The following is a 17,138-nucleotide window of genomic DNA, read 5'->3' as shown; positions in this document are numbered from 1 at the left end:
CCTCTCGGTCCGTGCTCGATCAGCTCACGGTGACGGCCGGTTCGCCGGAGGCGACGCCGTCGTTCTCCATCTGCTCGGCGAGCTTCATCGCCTCGTCGATGAGGGTCTCCACGATCTTCGACTCGGGTACGGTCCTGATGACCTCGCCCTTGACGAAGATCTGCCCCTTGCCGTTGCCCGAGGCGACCCCCAGGTCCGCCTCCCGGGCCTCGCCGGGGCCGTTGACGACGCAGCCCATGACCGCGACGCGCAACGGGACCTCCATGCCTTCCAGGCCGGCGCTGACCTCGTCGGCCAGCTTGTAGACGTCGACCTGGGCCCGCCCGCAGGACGGGCAGGAGACGATCTCCAGACGCCGCTGCCGCAGCCCGAGGGACTCCAGGATCTGGATGCCGACCTTGCACTCCTCGGCGGGCGGCGCGCTCAGGGAGACCCGGATGGTGTCCCCGATGCCCTCGCTGAGCAGTGCCCCGAACGCCACGGCCGACTTGATGGTGCCCTGGAACGCCGGACCGGCCTCGGTCACGCCGAGGTGCAGCGGGTAGTCGCACTGGGCGGCCAGCTGCCGGTAGGCGTTGACCATGATCACCGGGTCGTTGTGCTTGACCGAGATCTTGATGTCGCGGAACCCGTGCTCCTCGAAGAGGGACGCCTCCCACAGCGCCGACTCGACGAGCGCCTCCGGCGTCGCCCTGCCGTATTTCTCCAGCAGCCGCCGGTCGAGCGAACCGGCGTTGACGCCGATCCGGATCGGGATGCCGGCGTCGCCCGCGGCCCGGGCGATCTCGCGCACCTTGTCGTCGAACTGCTTGATGTTGCCCGGATTCACGCGCACCGCGGCGCAGCCGGCGTCGATGGCCGCGAACACGTACTTCGGCTGGAAGTGGATGTCCGCGATCACCGGGATCTGCGACTTCCTGGCGATGGTCGCGAGGGCGTCCGCGTCGTCCTGCGTGGGACAGGCGACGCGGACGATCTGGCAGCCGGACGCGGTGAGTTCCGCGATCTGCTGCAGGGTGGCACCGATGTCCGACGTACGCGTCGTGGTCATCGACTGCACCGACACCGGCGCTCCGCCCCCGACCGCCACCGGTCCGACCTGGATCTGCCGTGCGACACGGCGCTCCGCGATCGGTCGGACCGGCACCTCGGGGAGGCCCAAGGAAACGGCGGTCATGGCGTCACACGCGGCTTTCCGAGAAGGTCTCGCGGGAGGCGCGGATGGACTCCTTCAGGGAGCCCAGCGTGGCGAGGACGGCGGTCGGCTCGTAGCCGCAGTGCGCCATGCAGTTGGCGCACCGGTCGTCCTTGCCGCGGCCGTAGGAGTCCCAGTCGGTCTCCTCCAGGAGCTGCCGGTACGTCTGCACGTACCCGTCGCTCATCAGGTAGCAGGGTTTCTGCCAGCCGAAGAGCGAGTAGCTCGGGATCGCCCAGGCCGTGCACGGGAAGTCGACCTTGCCCTCCAGGAAGTCCAGGAAGAGCGGGCTGTGATTGAGGCGCCAGCGGCGCCGGTTGCCGCCCGCGAAGGCCTTCTTGAACAGTTCCCGGGTCTGCTGGACGCCGAGGAAGTGCTCCTGGTCCGGAGCCTTCTCGTAGGCGTAGGCGGGCGACAGCATCATCTCGTCGACCTTCAGGTCGTCGTTGAGGAAGTTGAGGACCTCGATGATGGTCTGCGGGGTGTCGGTGTTGAAGAACGTCGAGTTGGTGGTGACGCGGAAGCCGCGGCGCTTGGCCTCCTTGATGGCCTCGACCGCCTCGTCGAAGACGCCTTCCTTGGCGACGGACTCGTCGTGCCGCTCACGCAGCCCGTCGATGTGCACGGCCCAGGCGAAGTACGGCGAGGGCTTGAACTTGTCCATCTTCTTGCGCAGCAGCATGGCGTTGGTGCACAGGAAGACGAACTTCTTCTTGGCCACCAACTGCCGCACGATCTCGTCGATCTGAGGGTGCATCAGCGGCTCACCGCCGGCGATGGACACCATCGGCGCGCCGGACTCCAGCACCGCGCCCACGGCCTGCGCCACGGGCATGCGCTGCTTGAGCACACCCGCCGGGTGCTGGATCTTCCCGCAGCCCTCGCACGCGAGGTTGCACGCGAAGAGGGGTTCCAACTCGACGATCAGCGCGAACTTGTCCCGCTTCTTGAGCTTCTGTTCAAACAGGTATGCAGCGACCTTCATGGACTGCCGGAGCGGCATGGCCATCTGGCTCACCTCCGAGGGAGCAACAAAGAACGGTGCCATTCAAAGAAAGCGGGAAGCACGGCACGAAGAACACGGAAAGCTGATATTCCACCGCGGACCGTGCCGATACGGACGAGTTCATGTTCTGGAGCGTCCACGACCACCCGTACGGCCGCAACCGGGCGAGTGCCCGCGCGGACCGCGGCCAGAAGTGTGGCCGCGGACTCCATGTCCACGGCGATGGCTCCGGTCGCGAGCAGATCCGACCGCTCGGGACCACGGACGACATGATCGGAGCCGGTGAGCGGCCCCGTGTGCACGGTGCGGCCGGGCAGGGCCCGCACCAGTTCCTTCACCAGGAGGTCGGTGCCCACGCACGGCGTGGTGCCGTCCGGGGCCCGGGTCTCCTCGGCGACGACCAGGTCACCGGGGTGCATGCCCGGGGCGAGCCCCGCGCAGAACCCGGTGGCCAGCACGGCCGCCGTACGCAGTGCCGGGTCGTCGAGCACCCGGGTGACGGACCGCTCGGCGGCCCTCGGGCCCATCCCCGTACGCAGCACGGTGACGGGTCCGCCGGCGCCGCTCCGGTCGCCGCTGCGCAGCGCGAGGTGCTCGATGCCGAGCGCGCAGGCGATCAGCAGCGGAGCCGGAGCGGGCCGACCGGTCATCAGCCCCCCTCCTTCGCGGAGAAGGGCTCCCCGTTGACATAGCGGCCGAGCGCGGTCAGCGGGAAGACCTGCCGGTAGAGGTGGTAGTTGATGGAGAAGTCCCACGGGAAGCCGGTCCCCGTGAAGTACGGCTCGTCCCAGGAGCCGTCGGCCAGCTGGGTCTCGGCGAGCCAGCCGACCCCGCGCTCCACCGTCTTGGACTCGTTCTCCCCCGCGGCCAGCAGGGCGAGCAGCGCCCAGCCGGTCTGGGAGGCGGTGGAGGCGCCGCGACCGCTCCACCCGGGGACGTCGTCGTAGGAGCGCAGGTCCTCGCCCCAGCCGCCGTCCTCGTTCTGGACGTTCTCCAGCCAGGCCACGGCCCGCCGGATCGCGGGGTGCGACCCGGGCAGCCCCGCCGCCACGAGCGCCGGGACCACCGATCCCGTGCCGTAGACGTAGTTGACGCCCCAGCGTCCGAACCAGGAGCCGTCGGTCTCCTGGTTGGCGAGCAGCCACTCGATGCCCCGGCGGGTCCGGGGATCGTGCGAGAGACCCTCGACCGCCAGCATCTCCACGACGTGCGCGGTGACGTCCGCGGAGGGCGGGTCGATCACCTCGCCGAAGTCGCAGAACGGGAGCCGGTTGGGGAACGGGCTGGTGTTGTCGACGTCGAACGCGCCCCAGCCGCCGTCCTTGGACTGCATGCCGAGGTTCCAGCGGACCCCGCGTCCGATGGCGTTCTCGACGCGTGCCGGATCGTGGTGCCGGACGCGGCGCAGCGCGAGGACGACCTCCGCGGTGTCGTCGATGTCCGGGTAGTTGTCGTTGTGGAACTCGAACGCCCATCCGCCCGGAGGCAGTTGGGGCCGTTTGACGGACCAGTCGCCGGGCCGGACGATCTCCTCCCCGAGCATCCAGTCCACGGCCTTGACGAGCTGCGGGTGATCGGCCGGCACCCCGGCGTCGGCGAGCGCGATGGTCGCCAGACAGGTGTCCCACACCGGTGACTGGCAGGCCTCGATCATCCGGGAGCCGTCGTCGCGCCAGACGGCGAACCGGTCGAGGGAGGCAAGTCCCGCGCGCATCACGGGGTGTTCGAGGTCGTAGCCGAGCAGGTGCAGGGCGATGACCGAGTAGACCGCGGGCGGCTGGATGCCGCCCCAGCAGCCGTCGTTCTCCTGCCGCTCGATGATCCAGCGTCCCGCGGTATTCATCGCCGCTCTTCGCAGGGCACGCGGCGCGACCTTGCGGTACTGGTGCAGGGCCTTGTCGAGACGCTGGAACGCCCCGTCCCAACTGGCCACCCGCGCGAGGGGCTTGGCCGGGTTGGGGTGGCGGGGATCGGTGTGCAGCTCGTCGAGCGGGAACGGCGCGGGCCGCACCGGTCGCTTCGCCGACACCACGGTGAGCGGCACGATCGTCTGCCGCGCCCAGCAGCCGAAGTCGTAGATGTTGAGCGGCATCCACTTGGGGAAGTAGATGAGCTCCGGCGGCAGTTCGGGGAGGTCGTCCCACTTCCACCAGCCGAAGAGGGCGAGCCAGATCCGGGTGAAGACCCGGGCCGCGGCGATCCCTCCGCGCTCCCGGATCCACGCGGACGCCTGCGCCATGTGCGGTGCGTCCGGGGCGTCCCCGGCCAGCCGCAGCGCGACGTACGCCTCGATCGTGGTGGAGAGCTCGCCCGGGCCGCCGTAGAACGACGCCCAGGTGCCGTCCTCGCGCTGCTCACCGCGGATGAACAGGGCGGCGCCGCGCGTGGTCGGCTCGTCGCGGATGCCCAGGAACTGGCGGAGCAGGAGGTCCTCGGCGTCCATGGTGACGTTCGTCTCGAGGTCGCCCTTCCACCAGCCCTGGTCGTCCTGCAGCGCGAGCAGGAAGTCCGTGGCACGCGCCATGGCGCGCGTGGCGGCGTCTCGGGTCTCGACCGTCCCGGCCGCCGCGGGAGTGTCGTGCTGGATTTCGCTGGCCGAGGCAGCGCGGGGAGGAAGTGCCCCGGTGCTTCCGTCGGTCGTCGCTGTCATGGCTTCCCCTTCGTGCAGTGGTACGACTCTGCTGTGGGTCCGCCGTCGGCCGGTGCTTCCGTTCCCGATGGTGATCCCGTGCTCGAACGAGGTTCGAAGCCCGGGGGAAACACCGGCCGGCGACTACGCGAGGTGTATTCGACCGATAGTGATCATCTCTTTCGTACGACGACGAAGTCGGCGAGTGCCACGAGCTCGGCCCGCACACGGTCGGGCATCGGGACGGCGTCGAGCGCCTCGATGGCGATGGCGTGCTGCCGGCGCGCCTCCTGGGCGGTCCAGTCGCGGCCGCCCGCCTCCTCGATGAGCGCGGCCCGCGCGGCGAACTCCTCCTCGGAGAAGTTCTCGAAGTCGCTGGCCTTGGCGTCCTCGGCGAGCAGGTCGCCGAGCCGCTCGGAGGCGGGCCCGCCCGCCGCGAGCGCCGCCACCACGGGCAGGGACTTCTTGCGCTGGCGCAGATCGCTCCAGGTCTGCTTGCCGGTGGACTCCGGGTCGCCCCAGATGCCGAGGAGATCGTCGACGGCCTGGAACGCCAGGCCGAGGTGGTAGCCGTACCGCTCCAGGGTGTCGGCGGTCAGGTCGTCGGCGCCGCCGAGGACCGCGCCGATGGAGCAGGCGCAGGCGAGCAGGGCGCCGGTCTTGTTGCCCTCCATCTCCAGGCACTCCTCGACGCTGACCCGGTCGCGGTGCTCGTAGGAGATGTCCTGGGCCTGGCCGTCGATCAGGGCGCGGGTGGCGGTGGTCAGACGCCGGGTGGCGCGGCCGGCCTCGACACTGCCGAGCTCCAGCAGCACCTCGTTGGCCAGCGCGAACAGCGCGTCGCCGACCAGGATCGCCTGGGCGGGGCCGTGCACCTTCCAGACGGTGTCGCGGTGCCGGCGCTGTTCGTCGCCGTCCATCAGGTCGTCGTGCAGCAGCGAGAAGTTGTGCACCAGCTCGACCGCGACCGCGCCGGGGACGCCGACCTCGGGCTCGGCGCCCGCGGCCTGCGCGGAGAGCACGGCGAGCGCCGGGCGGACCGCCTTGCCGCCGTCACCGTCCGCGGGGTTGCCCTCGGCGTCGATCCAGCCGAAGTGGTAGGCGGCGACGGTGTCCATGGGCGCCGCCAGGCGGTCCACGGCCGCCTTCAGCACCGGTGTGGACAGGGTCCGGCCGCGCTCCAGGAGCGCGGTCACGTCCACCGCGTCGGCAGCCGTTTCGGCCGGGGGCACAGTGGGCACAGTCTCTCCTCTTGTTGCGATACCGGGGGTGCGGGGGCCTGTCGTGCTCTGTTCGAGCGTCATGCCGCCTCCTCGAAGAGTCCGAGGAGATGATCGCGGGACCGTCCCAGCGCGCCCAGCGCGGCACCCGCCGCGCCGACGCCGCTGCGGACCGCACTCTCCATGGTCGCGGGCCACCCTGTGGCGGTCCACGCTCCGGCCAGGTACAGGCCGGGGGCCTTGGTCCGGGCACCGGGGCGCAGCCGCCCGACACCCGGGTCGGGAGCGAACGTCGCGGTGCGCTCCCGGGTCACGAAGAAGTCCTTCACCTCGGCGCCGCGCGCGCCGGGCAGCAGTCGCTCCAGCTCGGGGAGGTACCGCTCCCGCAGCGCCGACACGGGTTCGTCGATCTCGTCCTGCGCGGCCGACTGCGACAGCGCGAGGTACTGGCCCGCGCGGAGCCCGGACGCCTCGGTGCGGTCGAAGACCCACTGCACCGGGGAGCCGAGCGCGGCGAAGAACGGGGCGGTGAGGACGGTGCGGTCGTAGACGACGTGGACGTTCAGGATCGGCGCGGTGCCGATGTCCAGCAGCCGCTCCGGGGCGTCGAGCGCGCCGTCCGGCAGAAGATCGTGGGCCTCGCGCTGGGGCACGGCGAGCACGACGGCGTCGGCGTCGATGCGCTCGCCGGGAACCTGAACACTCCAACGCCCGTTCTCGTAAGGGGAGACGGAGGTGACGCGTGTACGGATCTCGGTGCGTACGCCCGCGGAGTCGAGCGCCTTGCGGGCCATGGTGTCGTGCAGTTCGCCCAGCGGGACGCGTGCCCAGCCGATGTCGGCCGCGCCCGGGTCGGACAGCAGACCCGTCTTGAACACCATCGCGGCGAGGGCGAGCGAGCAGTCGCCGGCCACCGCGTTGAGGGTGGCGACCCCCACGAGGTCCCACAGTGCTTCGACGGCACGTCGTGACTGACCGTGCCCGGCGAGCCAGTCGCCGAAGTTCTGCGCGTCGAGCGACGGATCGGTGAGATCCAGTCCTTTGAGCGCGAGCGCGGCACGGCCGACTCTGGCGCGCTCGGCGAGTGAGAGGTGCGGGTAGGTCGCGAGGCTGCGCGCCAGGTGCAACGGCACCGGCAGCGCGTCGCGGCCGATTCTGCCGAGTCTGCGCCCGGGAGCGGCCTCCGCGTCGAGAACGGGCACGTCGAGACGATCCTGCAGAGGCGCCAGCGAGGCAGCGTCGATGCGGTCGAGGAACCAGCGGTAGGCGGTGCAGCAGCGCAGATAGACATGCTGGCCGTTGTCCACGGTGAGGTCGCCGCGCTGGAAGGAGAACGCGAGACCGCCGAGCCGCGGCCGGCCTTCGAGCAGGGTGACGCGCACTCCGGCATCGGCGAGCGCGAGCGCCGCGGTGATGCCGGCGAGTCCGCCGCCGATCACCACGGCGGACCGGGCGGAGTCGTCCGCGGACTCCTTGACCTCGCTCATCGTGCACCCTCCCCTGGGGCCGCGCCATGGTGATCGAACGACGCACGGCGGGCCGTTGCAGTCAGGGACGCCGTCCGGCTCCGGAGGGTTGCGTGCCGCTTTTCGCCGGTCGTGTCACCTTGACCCCTATTGTCCATCAGGCGCGCCTCCGGACGGTGCGCCGGGAGACGTGGCGGGCGTCGAGTCCGGAGAGACCGCGCACGGCGACGAACGCCTTCTCGCGTCCGGGAAGCGAGACCCGGCCGCGCAGTACCGCCTCGGGCTCGCGCTCGATGCGGTCGAGCAGCCGCCGGTAGATGCCCGCCATCGCCGCGACACAGGCGCCGCTGCGCCGGTCGAGCATGGGCAGCAGCCGGTAGCCCTCGGCGAACAGCGCACGGGCACGCCGCACCTCGAAGTGCACCAGACCCGCGAAGTCGGAGCCCGGCGGCGGGGTCGGTCCGTCGAAGCCGGCCGAGCAGCCGAACTTCGCCAGATCGTCGGCCGGCAGGTACGTGCGCCCGCCCTCCGCGTCCTCGCGGACGTCCCGCAGGATGTTCGTGAGCTGGAGCGCGAGCCCCAGCGTGTCGGCGTACTCCGGAGCGCGCTCGGCACCGCGGGCCCCCGGCTCGGTACCGAAGACACCGAGCGAGAGCCGCCCGATCGCCCCGGCCACGCACCGGCAGTAGACCTTCAGGTCGTCCCACGTCTCGTAGGTCTCGCCGCGTACGTCCATGAGCACGCCGTCGATGAGTTCGTCCAGGCCCCCGAGGGGGACCGGGAAGTACTCGGCGGTGTGCGTGAGGGCGACGGCGACCGGGTCGGTGTCGTCCTCGTCGACGGCGCCCGCACGGACGCGGGCGAGCAGCGCCTTCGTCTCCTCGAGGCGTACCGCCTTCACGTCCGGTGCCAGCGTGCCGTCGCCGATGTCGTCGACACGCCGGGAGAACGCGTAGAGCGCCGACATCGCACGGCGCTTGGCCGTAGGCAGCAGCCTGATGCCGTACGCGAAATTGCGGGCCTGCTGACCGGTCACTGCCTCGCAGTAGCTGTACGCGGCGAGTACCGGTGCGGACACGTGCTGTTCCGACTCCACGGTCCGGATCACCCCTTTCCTCGCAGAGTCACTCCCACCTCGCGCAGCAACTGGAGCTTGCCGGGCTTGGGCGGGCCTGTCAGTACGTCGTATTCGGCGGCGACGATCGCGTGGACCGCCGCCTTCCCCCCCGCGACGAACCCCGCGAGCAGCAGCTTCAGCCTGCCGTGGACGCTACCCACGAGGGGGGTGCCTTCATTCAGGAGGTTCAAGGCGCGTTCTGCTTCGTATGCAACCAGTGCTCGCACCGATGCGCCTGCTGTGGGGGCGGCGAGATCCGCTTCGACGACATGAAAGCGCTTCATGTCCTCGGCGGGAAGATAGACGCGGTCGCGGCCGAGATCCTCGGCGACGTCCTGGAGGTGCTCGACGATCTGGAGTGCCGTGCACACCGCGTCGGAGTGGCGGACCCGCTCGGGGGTGGACGTCCCGGTCACGGAGAGGACCAGCCGGCCGACGGGGTTCGCGGACAGCTCGCAGTAGGCGAGCAGGTCGTCGTAGGTCTCGTACCGCTTGACAAGCTGATCCTGACGGTTGGCCGCGATCAGGCCGAGGAACGGCTCAGGGGTCAGGCCCGCGCGGCGGACGGTGGGCTGCAGACGGAGCAGCAGGGGATGGCGCGGGGTCGCGTCGAACACGCGGTGAAGATCGGATTCCAGGGCGTCCAGCAGAACCGACGTGTCCTCGGACTCGGCGGCCGACACGCCGAGCAGGCGGGCGTCACCGCCACCGGGGGCGAGGTCGCCGTCACCGATGTCGTCGACGAGGCGCGCGAAGCCGTAGACCGCCATCAGGTCGTCGCGCCAGGCCCTGGGCAGGAAGAAGGGCGCCACGGGGAAGTTCTCGTCCGCGGCTTTGTCCAGGGTGGCGCGCCCCGGGTCACCGGTGCGGGCCGTATCGGCTTCGGTCACCGCCGGCCGCCCGGCGCGGGGACGGCACACGCATCGCGGAGCTGGAGAGTCACCGTAGCCATTGCCGTCACATCTCCCGTTCTACACTGCCGACCCAACCCTGCCCATTTCGGACACGCCGCCCGGAGATCCGCACAGCGCGACGGTGCCGGGTGTCGCGTATTATCGCCCTACTTGACGCGATTCAGCACCGGTACAGCTTACGTTGTACAACGCGGCACACTCCGCCGGGGTGTCCTGCACATCACAACAACACACCGATTGGCGTCAAGATTCCTACGGCCGACCGGAGTTGGCCTTTCCTTTGCAGACGCAGGGCCCCGCCGGAGAGTTCCGGCGGGGCCCTGGGCGAAACGGGTTACTTGCCCGTGAATTTCTCGTACTCCTTGAGGACCTCTTCGGTGGGTCCGTCCATGCGCAGTTCGCCGCGCTCCAGCCACAGCACGCGGTCGCAGGTGTCGCGGATCGACTTGTTGTTGTGACTGACCAGAAACACCGAGCCCGCGCTCTTGCGCAGCTCGCGGATGCGGGCCTCGGAGCGCTTCTGGAAGGAGCGGTCACCGGTGGCGAGCGCCTCGTCGATCATCAGGACGTCGTGGTCCTTGGCCGCCGCGATGGAGAAGCGCAGCCGGGCCGCCATGCCGGACGAGTAGGTCCGCATCGGCAGCGTGATGAAGTCGCCCTTCTCGTTGATCCCCGAGAAGTCGACGATGTCCTGGTAGCGCTCCCGGATCTGCTCGCGGGACATCCCCATGGCGAGCCCGCCCAATATGACGTTCCGCTCGCCCGTCAGGTCGTTCATCAGGGCCGCGTTCACGCCGAGCAGCGAGGGCTGGCCGTCGGTGAAGACCTTGCCCTTCTCCGCGGGCAGCAGGCCGGCGATGGCGCGCAGCAGTGTCGACTTGCCGGAGCCGTTCGAACCGATCAGGCCGATGGCCTCGCCCCGGTACGCGGTGAAGGAGACGCCCTTGACGGCGTGCACCTTGCGCACTCCGCGCTCCTCGCCGCGCTTGACGATGCGGCTCAGGGCGGCGGTGGCGCTGCCCTTGCCGGTCTTGGCGCCGTTCACGCGGTAGACGATGTGCAGCTCGTCCGCGATGACGGTCGGGATGTGCGACCTCTTCTCGAGCTCAGCCACGGCCGTACCTCTCCTCAGCCTTCCAGAAGTACACGAACCCGCCGACGGAGACGACCACGGCCCAGAAGACGGCGATGGCCCACACGTGCGGCGGCAGGTTGGAGGAGCCGTATCCGTCGATCAGCGAGAAGCGCATCAGATCCATGTAGACGGCGGCCGGGTTGGCCTGGAGCGCGCGGGCGATCCACTCGGGGCTGCTCGCGAGCATGGCGCTGATGGAGAACATGACGCCGGACGCATACATCCAGGTCCGCAGAATGAACGGCATGAGCTGGGCGAGGTCCGGGGTCTTGGAACCCATCCTCGCCACGATCAGCGCGAGCCCGGTGTTGAAGAGGAACTGCAGGAACAGCACGGGGAAGATCATCAGCCAGGACAGGCCCGGGTAGCTGCCGAAGGCGATCACCACGAGGAACAGCACGATCATCGAGAACAGGAGCTGCTGGAGCTGCTGCAGGGCGAAGGAGATCGGCAGCGAGGCGCGGGGGAAGTGCAGCGCGCGCACCAGGCCGAGGTTGCCGGAGATCGCCCGGACACCCGCCATGATCGAGCTCTGTGTGAACGTGAAGACGAAGACGCCCGTCACCAGGAAGGGGATGTAGACGTCGTGCGACAGCCCCTTGTTGGCCTTCAGGATCAGGCCGAAGATCAGGTAGTAGACGAGCGCGTTCAGCAGCGGCGTCGCCACCTGCCAGAGCTGGCCGAGCTTGGCCTGGCTGTACTGGGCGGTGAGCTTCGCCTGGGAGAAGGCGAGGATGAAGTGCCGCCGGCCCCACAGCTGACGGACGTACTGGGCGAGGCCCGGCCGGGCGCCACTGACCGCGAGCCCGTACTTGGCGGCCAGCTCGGCCGCGGAGAGCCCTTCGTCGGGCGACGGTCGGTCGCTCACCGCGACTCCACCGTCATGTGTTGTCTCACTCACAAGTGGAAACTTTCGTCTTCAAGATGCGCACGGCCGGATCGGGCAGAGGCGAGAGCCGGGGACCGTTGCCGGCCTCCGACGCTCTCGGAATCGAGCTTGTCAGATGACGGGAGGTCGGCCCAGTCGAGTCAGCCGCCACACCGTACGCCACTTCATGGGACGGCGGGGTCCGCACGGACTGCTCCACCCCTCCCGGAATCCCCCGAACCAGGCCTTGAGGGCCGCTCGCGAGGGACGGCGCAGCAGCGTCAGGAGCATCCAGACGCCGAGGTAGACCGGGACGAGGAGCGCGGGGAGGTTGCGGCGGGCGAGCCACACGCGGTTGCGGGCCACCATGCGGTGGTACACCGCGTGCCGCGAGGGGGCGGTCGTCGGGTGGTACAGGACCATGTCGGACCGGTAGTCGATCATCCAGCCGGCGTCGAGGGCCCGCCAGGCGAGGTCGGTCTCCTCGTGGGCGTAGAAGAACGCGTCCGGAAGACCGCCCACCTCGGCGAGGACCTCCGTGCGCACCGCGTTGGCGCCGCCCAGGAACGTGGTGACGCGCGAGGAGCGCATCGGGTCGGCGGCACGCAGCCGGGGCACGTGGCGCCGCTGGGTCTCGCCCGTCTCGGGGTCGGCGATCCGGAAGCTGATGATCCCGAGGCGGGGGTCGTCGGTGAAGGCACGACGGCACAGCTCGGCGGTGTCGTGGTGGGCGAGCAGTCCGTCGTCGTCCAGGAAGAGAAGGACGTCGACGTCGGTGCCGCCCGGGCCGAAGGCCTCGATGCCGACGTTGCGGCCCCCGGGGATGCCGAGGTTCTCGGGCAGCTCGACCGTGCGGACGCCCGCGGGGACGTCGGGCACGGGCGAGCCGTTGCCGACGACGACCACCTCGACGCGGTCGCCGTCCTGCTTGGCGACCGAGTCGAGCAGGGCCCGCAGCTCCTCGGGGCGGTTGCCCATGGTGATGACGACCGCGCCGACCTTCATGCCCGTACTCACTTGAGCCTGCTCGAGGCGAGGATGGACACGAGGTGCAGCAGGGTCTGCACGATGGCGATGCCGGCGAGCACGGCGGTGCCGAGCCGGGTGAAGAACAGGTCGCCCCTGATCTGGTCGACGATCGCGAGGACCACGATCAGCATGGTCGCCTCGATGCCGAGGATCAGCCGGTGGAACTTGAGCGCGGCCGCGGCCCGGCGGGCGAGCGCCATGCCGGAGGAGCGGGGTTCGGCGGCGGACTCCTGGACCGGGGGCAGTCCGCCCTGGTGCCGGGCGACACCTACGAGGTCGGTCTCCGCCTTGATCAGGATGGCGCCGAGGGCGGCCAGGGTGCCGAGGAAGGCCCACAGCCAGTCGATCCGGCCGCCGCCCCACAGGTCGGCGGCGCGCAGCCCGAGGCCGACGAGGACCGCGGCGTCGGTCAGATAGGCGCCGACGCGGTCCAGGTAGACCCCGCCGAGCGAGAACTGCTTCTTCCAGCGGGCGACCTCGCCGTCGACGCAGTCGAGCAGCAGGTAGAGCTGGACCATGACCAGTCCGAGCACGGCGCCCGCGATCCCCGGCACCAGCAGGGCCGGGGCCGCGAGCACGCCGCACAGAGTCATCAGGTACGTGAGCTGGTTGGGCGTGATCCTGGTGTTCACCAGGTAGCGGTCGCAGCGCAGCGAGATCTCTCGCATGTACAGGCGTCCCGCCCAGTGCTCACCGCTGCGCCGGTCCTTGACCCCCGCGGGGTGAACGACCGGGCGGAGTTCAGCTACTGATGGCCTTGGCATAGTCGGAGTAGAAGTCCTTGATCTGGTGGGTTTTCAGGTCGAGGTGTTCGAGGATCGTGTAGCGCCCGGGCCGGGTCCGCGGAGCGAACTCGACGACCTGGACGAACTCGTCCACGGTGAAGCCGATCTCCTCGGGCAGCACCGGCAGTCCGTGCCGGCGCAGCACCTCGGCCTGGTACACCGACTCCTCGTGCGCCCCGCGCAGGTACATCGCGAAGGCCGCTCCCAGACCGCACTGCTCGCCGTGGCTCGCCGAGCGCTGGGGGAAGAGGAGGTCGAAGGCGTGGTTGATCTCGTGGCAGGAGCCCGAGGCGGGCCGGGAGTCGCCGGAGATCGACATCGAGATGCCGGTGAGGACCAGCGCCTCGGCCAGGACCTGGAGGAAGTCGTTGTCGCCGACCCCGCCGGGGTGGCGCAGGACGGCCTCGCCCGCCTGGCGTGCCATCGCGGCGGCGAGACCGTCGATCTTCTCGCCGTTGACGCGGTTGGAGAGCTCCCAGTCCGCGACCGCGTTGATGTTGGACACGGCGTCGCCGATGCCGGACCGGACGAACCGGATCGGCGCCTCACGGATCACGTCGAGGTCGATGACGACCGCGATGGGGTTCGGCACGCCGTAGGAGCCGCGGCCCGCGTCGTTGTCCAGGGTGGCGACGGGCGAGCACAGTCCGTCGTGCGCGAGGTTGGTCGGCACGGCGACGAGCGGCAGCCCGACCCGCGCCGCGGCGAACTTCGCGCAGTCGATGATCTTGCCGCCGCCCAGGCCCACGACGGCGTCGTAGTGCCCGGACCGCATCTCGTCGGCCAGCCGGATCGCGTCGTCGAGCGTTCCACCGCCGACCTCGTACCAGGTGGCACCCGGCAGGGCCGGGGTCAGGCGCTCGCGGAGCTTCGCGCCCGACCCGGTGCTGACCGCGACGGCGATCTTCCCGGAGTGGGAGATCCGCTCGTCGTACAGGACGCTCGCCAGGTCGTCCAGGGCACCCGCGCGGATGTCGACCACGACCGGCGAGGGGATGAGCCTCGTCAGTACTGGCACGCGATCACACGCCCCTTGGCCAGGTCGTCGTGGTTGTCGATCTCCACCCAGGCCACGTCGCCGATGGGCGCGACGTCGATCTGGAAACCGCGGTCCACCAGCTCCTGGTAGCCGTGCTCGTAGAACTGCTGCGGGTCCGTCTCCCAGACCGTCTTCAGCGCGTCGGCGAGCTCGTCGGCCGCGGCGCCCTCGATGAGGGTCACGCCGATGTACTCGCCCGTCGCCTCCGCCGGGTCCATCAGCTTCGTGATCTTGCGGACACCCTTGTCGGGGTCCACGACGACCTTCATCTCCTCGTCGGCGAGCTCCTTCACCGTGTCGAGCGCGAGAATGATCTTCTTGCCCTCGCCACGCGCGGCCAGCAGCGTCCGCTCGACGGAGACCGGGTGCACGGTGTCACCGTTCGCGAGGATCACGCCGTCCTTCAGCGCGTCCCGGCCGCACCACAGGGAGTAGGCGTTGTTCCACTCCTCGGCCTTGTCGTTGTCGATCAGCGTGATCTTGAGGCCGTACTTCTCCTCCAGCGCCGCCTTGCGGTCGTACACGGCCTCCTTGCGGTAGCCGACGATGACGCCGACCTCCTTCAGGCCGATCTCCGCGAAGTTCCCCAGCGTGAGGTCCAGGACCGTGATCGAGTCCTCCGCACCCTCGGGACCCACCGGCACGAGCGCCTTGGGAAGAGTGTCGGTGTAGGGACGCAGACGCCGTCCGGCGCCGGCCGCCAGCACGAGGCCGATCATGCGGGTTCTCCTTCATCGTGTACGGCGGGAGCCCCGGAGGACACCCAGAAACGGATGCTCTCGATGAGCACCAGAAGCGCCACGGCCACGGCGAACACCGTGAGCGCGACCTTGAACTGTGCGGCGGTGAGCAACGCGGCCAGGACGGTGACCAGCAGCGTCCTGCCTTCGTGCCCGCCGGTCGCCCGCACCAGCCAGTGCGGGGGGGCGCCGGCGTTTCCGCGGATGCGGTACACCGTGTCGTAGTGATGGTAGGCGACCGCGGCCACCAGGCCGAAAGCTGCCGGAAGGGCTCCGTTCACGTCCGCGTCGGCCGCGAGAACCAGCACGGTGAGGTACTCCGCCGCGCGGTAGAACGGCGGAACGAGCCAGTCCAGGGCGCCCTTCAGGGGCCTGAGCAGGGCGGCCGGCGAGAGCAGGACGTAGACCGCGGCGCCGAGGACCGGCCACCAGCTTCCGTAGGGGGCGAGTGCGGCGCAGATCACGACGATCGCCCCGGCGACGAACGCGACGGCGGCGGGCGCGAGGCGCGGGACACCGCGGGCGACCCGGGTCAGCAGTTCCGCGAGCGGACCGGAGTCGGTGAGGTCCACCAGGGCCTGGGCGGCCCGGTCGGTGCGGTGTGCCTTGCGGGTGAGCGAGCGCAGCACCCGGCCCGCCGTGGTGTAGGTCGCCGCGAAGGCGCAGCCGGCCAGCAGCGCGTAGAAGGTGATGCGGGGCGTCGTGAACGCGGTGAGCACGGCGATCATCGCCCAGCGCTCACCGATGGGCAGGACGATCATCCGGCGCACCCACACCGTCCAGCCGACGCTGTCGAGCTTGTCCGACAGGGCGGCGGTGGGGCTGGTGTTGGCCGTTGCGTCGTGGTTCGCCTCGTTGAAGGAGAAGTCCACGACGTGCCGGCAGGTCTGCAGGATCATCGCGCCGAGGGCGAGCGCCCAGACGTCGTCGCCGCCGCGGGCCGCGCCGAGCGCGAGGCCCGCGTAGTAGGCGTACTCCTTGGCCCGGTCGAACGTCGCGTCCAGCCAGGCGCCGAGGGTCGAGTACTGCAAGGAGTAGCGGGCGAGCTGTCCGTCCGTGCAGTCCAGGACGAAGGAGAAGAGGAGGAGCAGTCCGGCGGCGACATAGCCGGGGCGGGTGCCGGTGGCGGCGCAGCCCGCGGCGATCAGCGCGGTGACCAGCGACGCGGTGGTGACCTGGTTCGGGGTCAGGCCGCGGCGGGCGCACCAGCGGGCGATGTAGCGGGAGTACGGGCTGATGCAGTAGGTGGTGAAGAAGCCGTCGCGGGCCTTCACGGCGCTGCGCAGCCGGATCGCCTCGTCGTCCACCGAGGAGACGGCCTGCCGGGCCTCGTTGCGTTCCTGCGGGTCGGTCGGGACGACGGCGACGAGGGCGCCGAGTTCCGGGCGGTGCACGGCGACGTCGTCCGCGTCGAGGGCGGCGGTGAGGCGTTCGGCGAGGTTCTCGGTGGCGACGGCGAGGCCGCCGCTCGCTGAGCTCTCGCGGGCCAGCGCGCGGGTCAGCGCCCGCCGGGCCTCGGGCTGCACGGACACCGCGCCGGGCAGCGCGGAGGCCGCGAAGCGGGGGTCGGTGAGACCGAGGCGCAGGGCGTGCTCGTGCCCCACGAAGCGGGCGTCGACGACGGCGACCCGCTCGTTCGCCGGCACGGCGGCGAGCAGGCTCTCGGTCTCACCCGCGTCGGAGGCGAGCCGCACGTCGAAGCCGAGCGACCGCAGATCGCCTTCGAGCGACGATCCGGGGACCGGCTGACCGGTGAGGATGGCGGTCGACAGCGAACTCACTCCCTGGGTGCCGGCGCGGCCTCGCGCCGGGCGTGTGCGTGATGGGAAGAGCCCCGGCCTGCAGAGGTGGCCCGGGCGGCGTGTCGGCAGAGGCTATCGGATGAACGGAGGCGGGCGTTCACCGCCCGTTCACGGCCCGATCAACCGCTTCTGCGCTGGCTGCGCCGCGATCATCATCGGGGATCGCGGTCCCCGCCCACAAACCCGCGTTCGC

The 17,138-nt window shown here is 70.4% G+C and carries 15 protein-coding genes; all 15 read right to left on the bottom strand.

Features of this window, described 5'->3' with window-relative positions; translation table 11 throughout:
- Positions 1 to 19 precede the first annotated feature (19 nt).
- Entirely contained in the window at positions 20 to 1,177 is a 1,158-nt protein-coding gene (gene ispG / locus B0675_RS21465) for a flavodoxin-dependent (E)-4-hydroxy-3-methylbut-2-enyl-diphosphate synthase (RefSeq protein WP_081220431.1), read from the bottom strand.
- A gap of 4 nt (positions 1,178 to 1,181) precedes the next feature.
- A complete protein-coding gene (gene hpnH, locus B0675_RS21460) occupies positions 1,182 to 2,204 on the bottom strand; it encodes an adenosyl-hopene transferase HpnH (protein ID WP_081220430.1) in 1,023 nt (340 codons plus the stop codon).
- A 5-nt stretch (positions 2,205 to 2,209) separates the two neighbouring features.
- Complete coding sequence (locus tag B0675_RS21455; RefSeq protein ID WP_081220429.1) at positions 2,210 to 2,851, bottom strand: 1-hydroxy-2-methyl-2-butenyl 4-diphosphate reductase; 642 nt, start codon at positions 2,849 to 2,851, stop codon at positions 2,210 to 2,212.
- On the bottom strand, positions 2,851 to 4,851 hold the full coding sequence (shc, locus tag B0675_RS21450; RefSeq protein WP_081220428.1) for a squalene--hopene cyclase: 2,001 nt from the start codon (positions 4,849 to 4,851) through the stop codon (positions 2,851 to 2,853). Before shc ends, B0675_RS21455 begins: the two co-directional genes overlap by 1 nt.
- Positions 4,852 to 5,003: 152 nt before the next feature.
- Entirely contained in the window at positions 5,004 to 6,134 is a 1,131-nt protein-coding gene (locus tag B0675_RS21445) for a polyprenyl synthetase family protein (protein WP_081220427.1), read from the bottom strand.
- On the bottom strand, positions 6,131 to 7,537 hold the full coding sequence (gene hpnE, locus B0675_RS21440; RefSeq protein ID WP_081220426.1) for a hydroxysqualene dehydroxylase HpnE: 1,407 nt from the start codon (positions 7,535 to 7,537) through the stop codon (positions 6,131 to 6,133). Before hpnE ends, B0675_RS21445 begins: the two co-directional genes overlap by 4 nt.
- 136 nt (positions 7,538 to 7,673) lie before the next feature.
- Positions 7,674 to 8,624, bottom strand: a complete 951-nt coding sequence (hpnD, locus tag B0675_RS21435; RefSeq protein WP_081220425.1) for a presqualene diphosphate synthase HpnD — start codon at positions 8,622 to 8,624, stop codon at positions 7,674 to 7,676.
- Entirely contained in the window at positions 8,621 to 9,523 is a 903-nt protein-coding gene (gene hpnC, locus B0675_RS21430) for a squalene synthase HpnC (RefSeq protein WP_081220424.1), read from the bottom strand. Before hpnC ends, hpnD begins: the two co-directional genes overlap by 4 nt.
- Before the next feature lie 358 nt (positions 9,524 to 9,881).
- Entirely contained in the window at positions 9,882 to 10,661 is a 780-nt protein-coding gene (locus B0675_RS21425) for an ABC transporter ATP-binding protein (protein ID WP_081220423.1), read from the bottom strand.
- Positions 10,654 to 11,583 (bottom strand): ABC transporter permease, encoded by a 930-nt coding sequence (locus B0675_RS21420; RefSeq protein WP_081220422.1) that lies wholly within the window; start codon positions 11,581 to 11,583, stop codon positions 10,654 to 10,656. The genes B0675_RS21425 and B0675_RS21420 overlap by 8 nt, the downstream gene beginning before the upstream one ends.
- A 99-nt stretch (positions 11,584 to 11,682) precedes the next feature.
- On the bottom strand, positions 11,683 to 12,567 hold the full coding sequence (locus tag B0675_RS21415; RefSeq protein ID WP_081220421.1) for a glycosyltransferase: 885 nt from the start codon (positions 12,565 to 12,567) through the stop codon (positions 11,683 to 11,685).
- Positions 12,564 to 13,343 (bottom strand): CDP-alcohol phosphatidyltransferase family protein, encoded by a 780-nt coding sequence (locus tag B0675_RS21410; protein WP_081221927.1) that lies wholly within the window; start codon positions 13,341 to 13,343, stop codon positions 12,564 to 12,566. Before B0675_RS21410 ends, B0675_RS21415 begins: the two co-directional genes overlap by 4 nt.
- Positions 13,321 to 14,382 carry an iron-containing alcohol dehydrogenase family protein gene (locus B0675_RS21405; RefSeq protein ID WP_081220420.1) on the bottom strand — a complete coding sequence of 354 codons (1,062 nt, stop codon included), beginning with the start codon at positions 14,380 to 14,382 and terminating at the stop codon, positions 13,321 to 13,323. Before B0675_RS21405 ends, B0675_RS21410 begins: the two co-directional genes overlap by 23 nt.
- Positions 14,370 to 15,122, bottom strand: coding sequence for a phosphocholine cytidylyltransferase family protein (locus tag B0675_RS21400; RefSeq protein WP_081220419.1), 753 nt, complete (start codon positions 15,120 to 15,122; stop codon positions 14,370 to 14,372). Before B0675_RS21400 ends, B0675_RS21405 begins: the two co-directional genes overlap by 13 nt.
- Positions 15,119 to 16,915, bottom strand: a complete 1,797-nt coding sequence (locus tag B0675_RS21395; protein WP_081221926.1) for a DUF5941 domain-containing protein — start codon at positions 16,913 to 16,915, stop codon at positions 15,119 to 15,121. The genes B0675_RS21400 and B0675_RS21395 overlap by 4 nt, the downstream gene beginning before the upstream one ends.
- Between the last annotated feature and the right edge of the window lie 223 nt (positions 16,916 to 17,138).

This window comes from Streptomyces sp. M41(2017) (assembly GCF_002078175.1).
Classification (GTDB): domain Bacteria; phylum Actinomycetota; class Actinomycetes; order Streptomycetales; family Streptomycetaceae; genus Streptomyces.
This window is presented reverse-complemented; position numbering and strand designations above follow the sequence as displayed.

Bases quoted from the DNA above. Each gene is read 5' to 3' on its own strand.
- B0675_RS21410 (WP_081221927.1), bottom strand. From the start codon at position 13,343: ATGCCAAGGCCATCAGTAGCTGAACTCCGCCCGGTCGTTCACCCCGCG.
- hpnH (WP_081220430.1), bottom strand. From the start codon at position 2,204: ATGGCCATGCCGCTCCGGCAGTCCATGAAGGTCGCTGCATACCTGTTT.
- shc (WP_081220428.1), bottom strand. From the start codon at position 4,851: ATGACAGCGACGACCGACGGAAGCACCGGGGCACTTCCTCCCCGCGCT.
- B0675_RS21400 (WP_081220419.1), bottom strand. From the start codon at position 15,122: ATGATCGGCCTCGTGCTGGCGGCCGGCGCCGGACGGCGTCTGCGTCCC.
- ispG (WP_081220431.1), bottom strand. From the start codon at position 1,177: ATGACCGCCGTTTCCTTGGGCCTCCCCGAGGTGCCGGTCCGACCGATC.
- B0675_RS21445 (WP_081220427.1), bottom strand. From the start codon at position 6,134: ATGACGCTCGAACAGAGCACGACAGGCCCCCGCACCCCCGGTATCGCA.
- B0675_RS21455 (WP_081220429.1), bottom strand. From the start codon at position 2,851: ATGACCGGTCGGCCCGCTCCGGCTCCGCTGCTGATCGCCTGCGCGCTC.
- hpnE (WP_081220426.1), bottom strand. From the start codon at position 7,537: ATGAGCGAGGTCAAGGAGTCCGCGGACGACTCCGCCCGGTCCGCCGTG.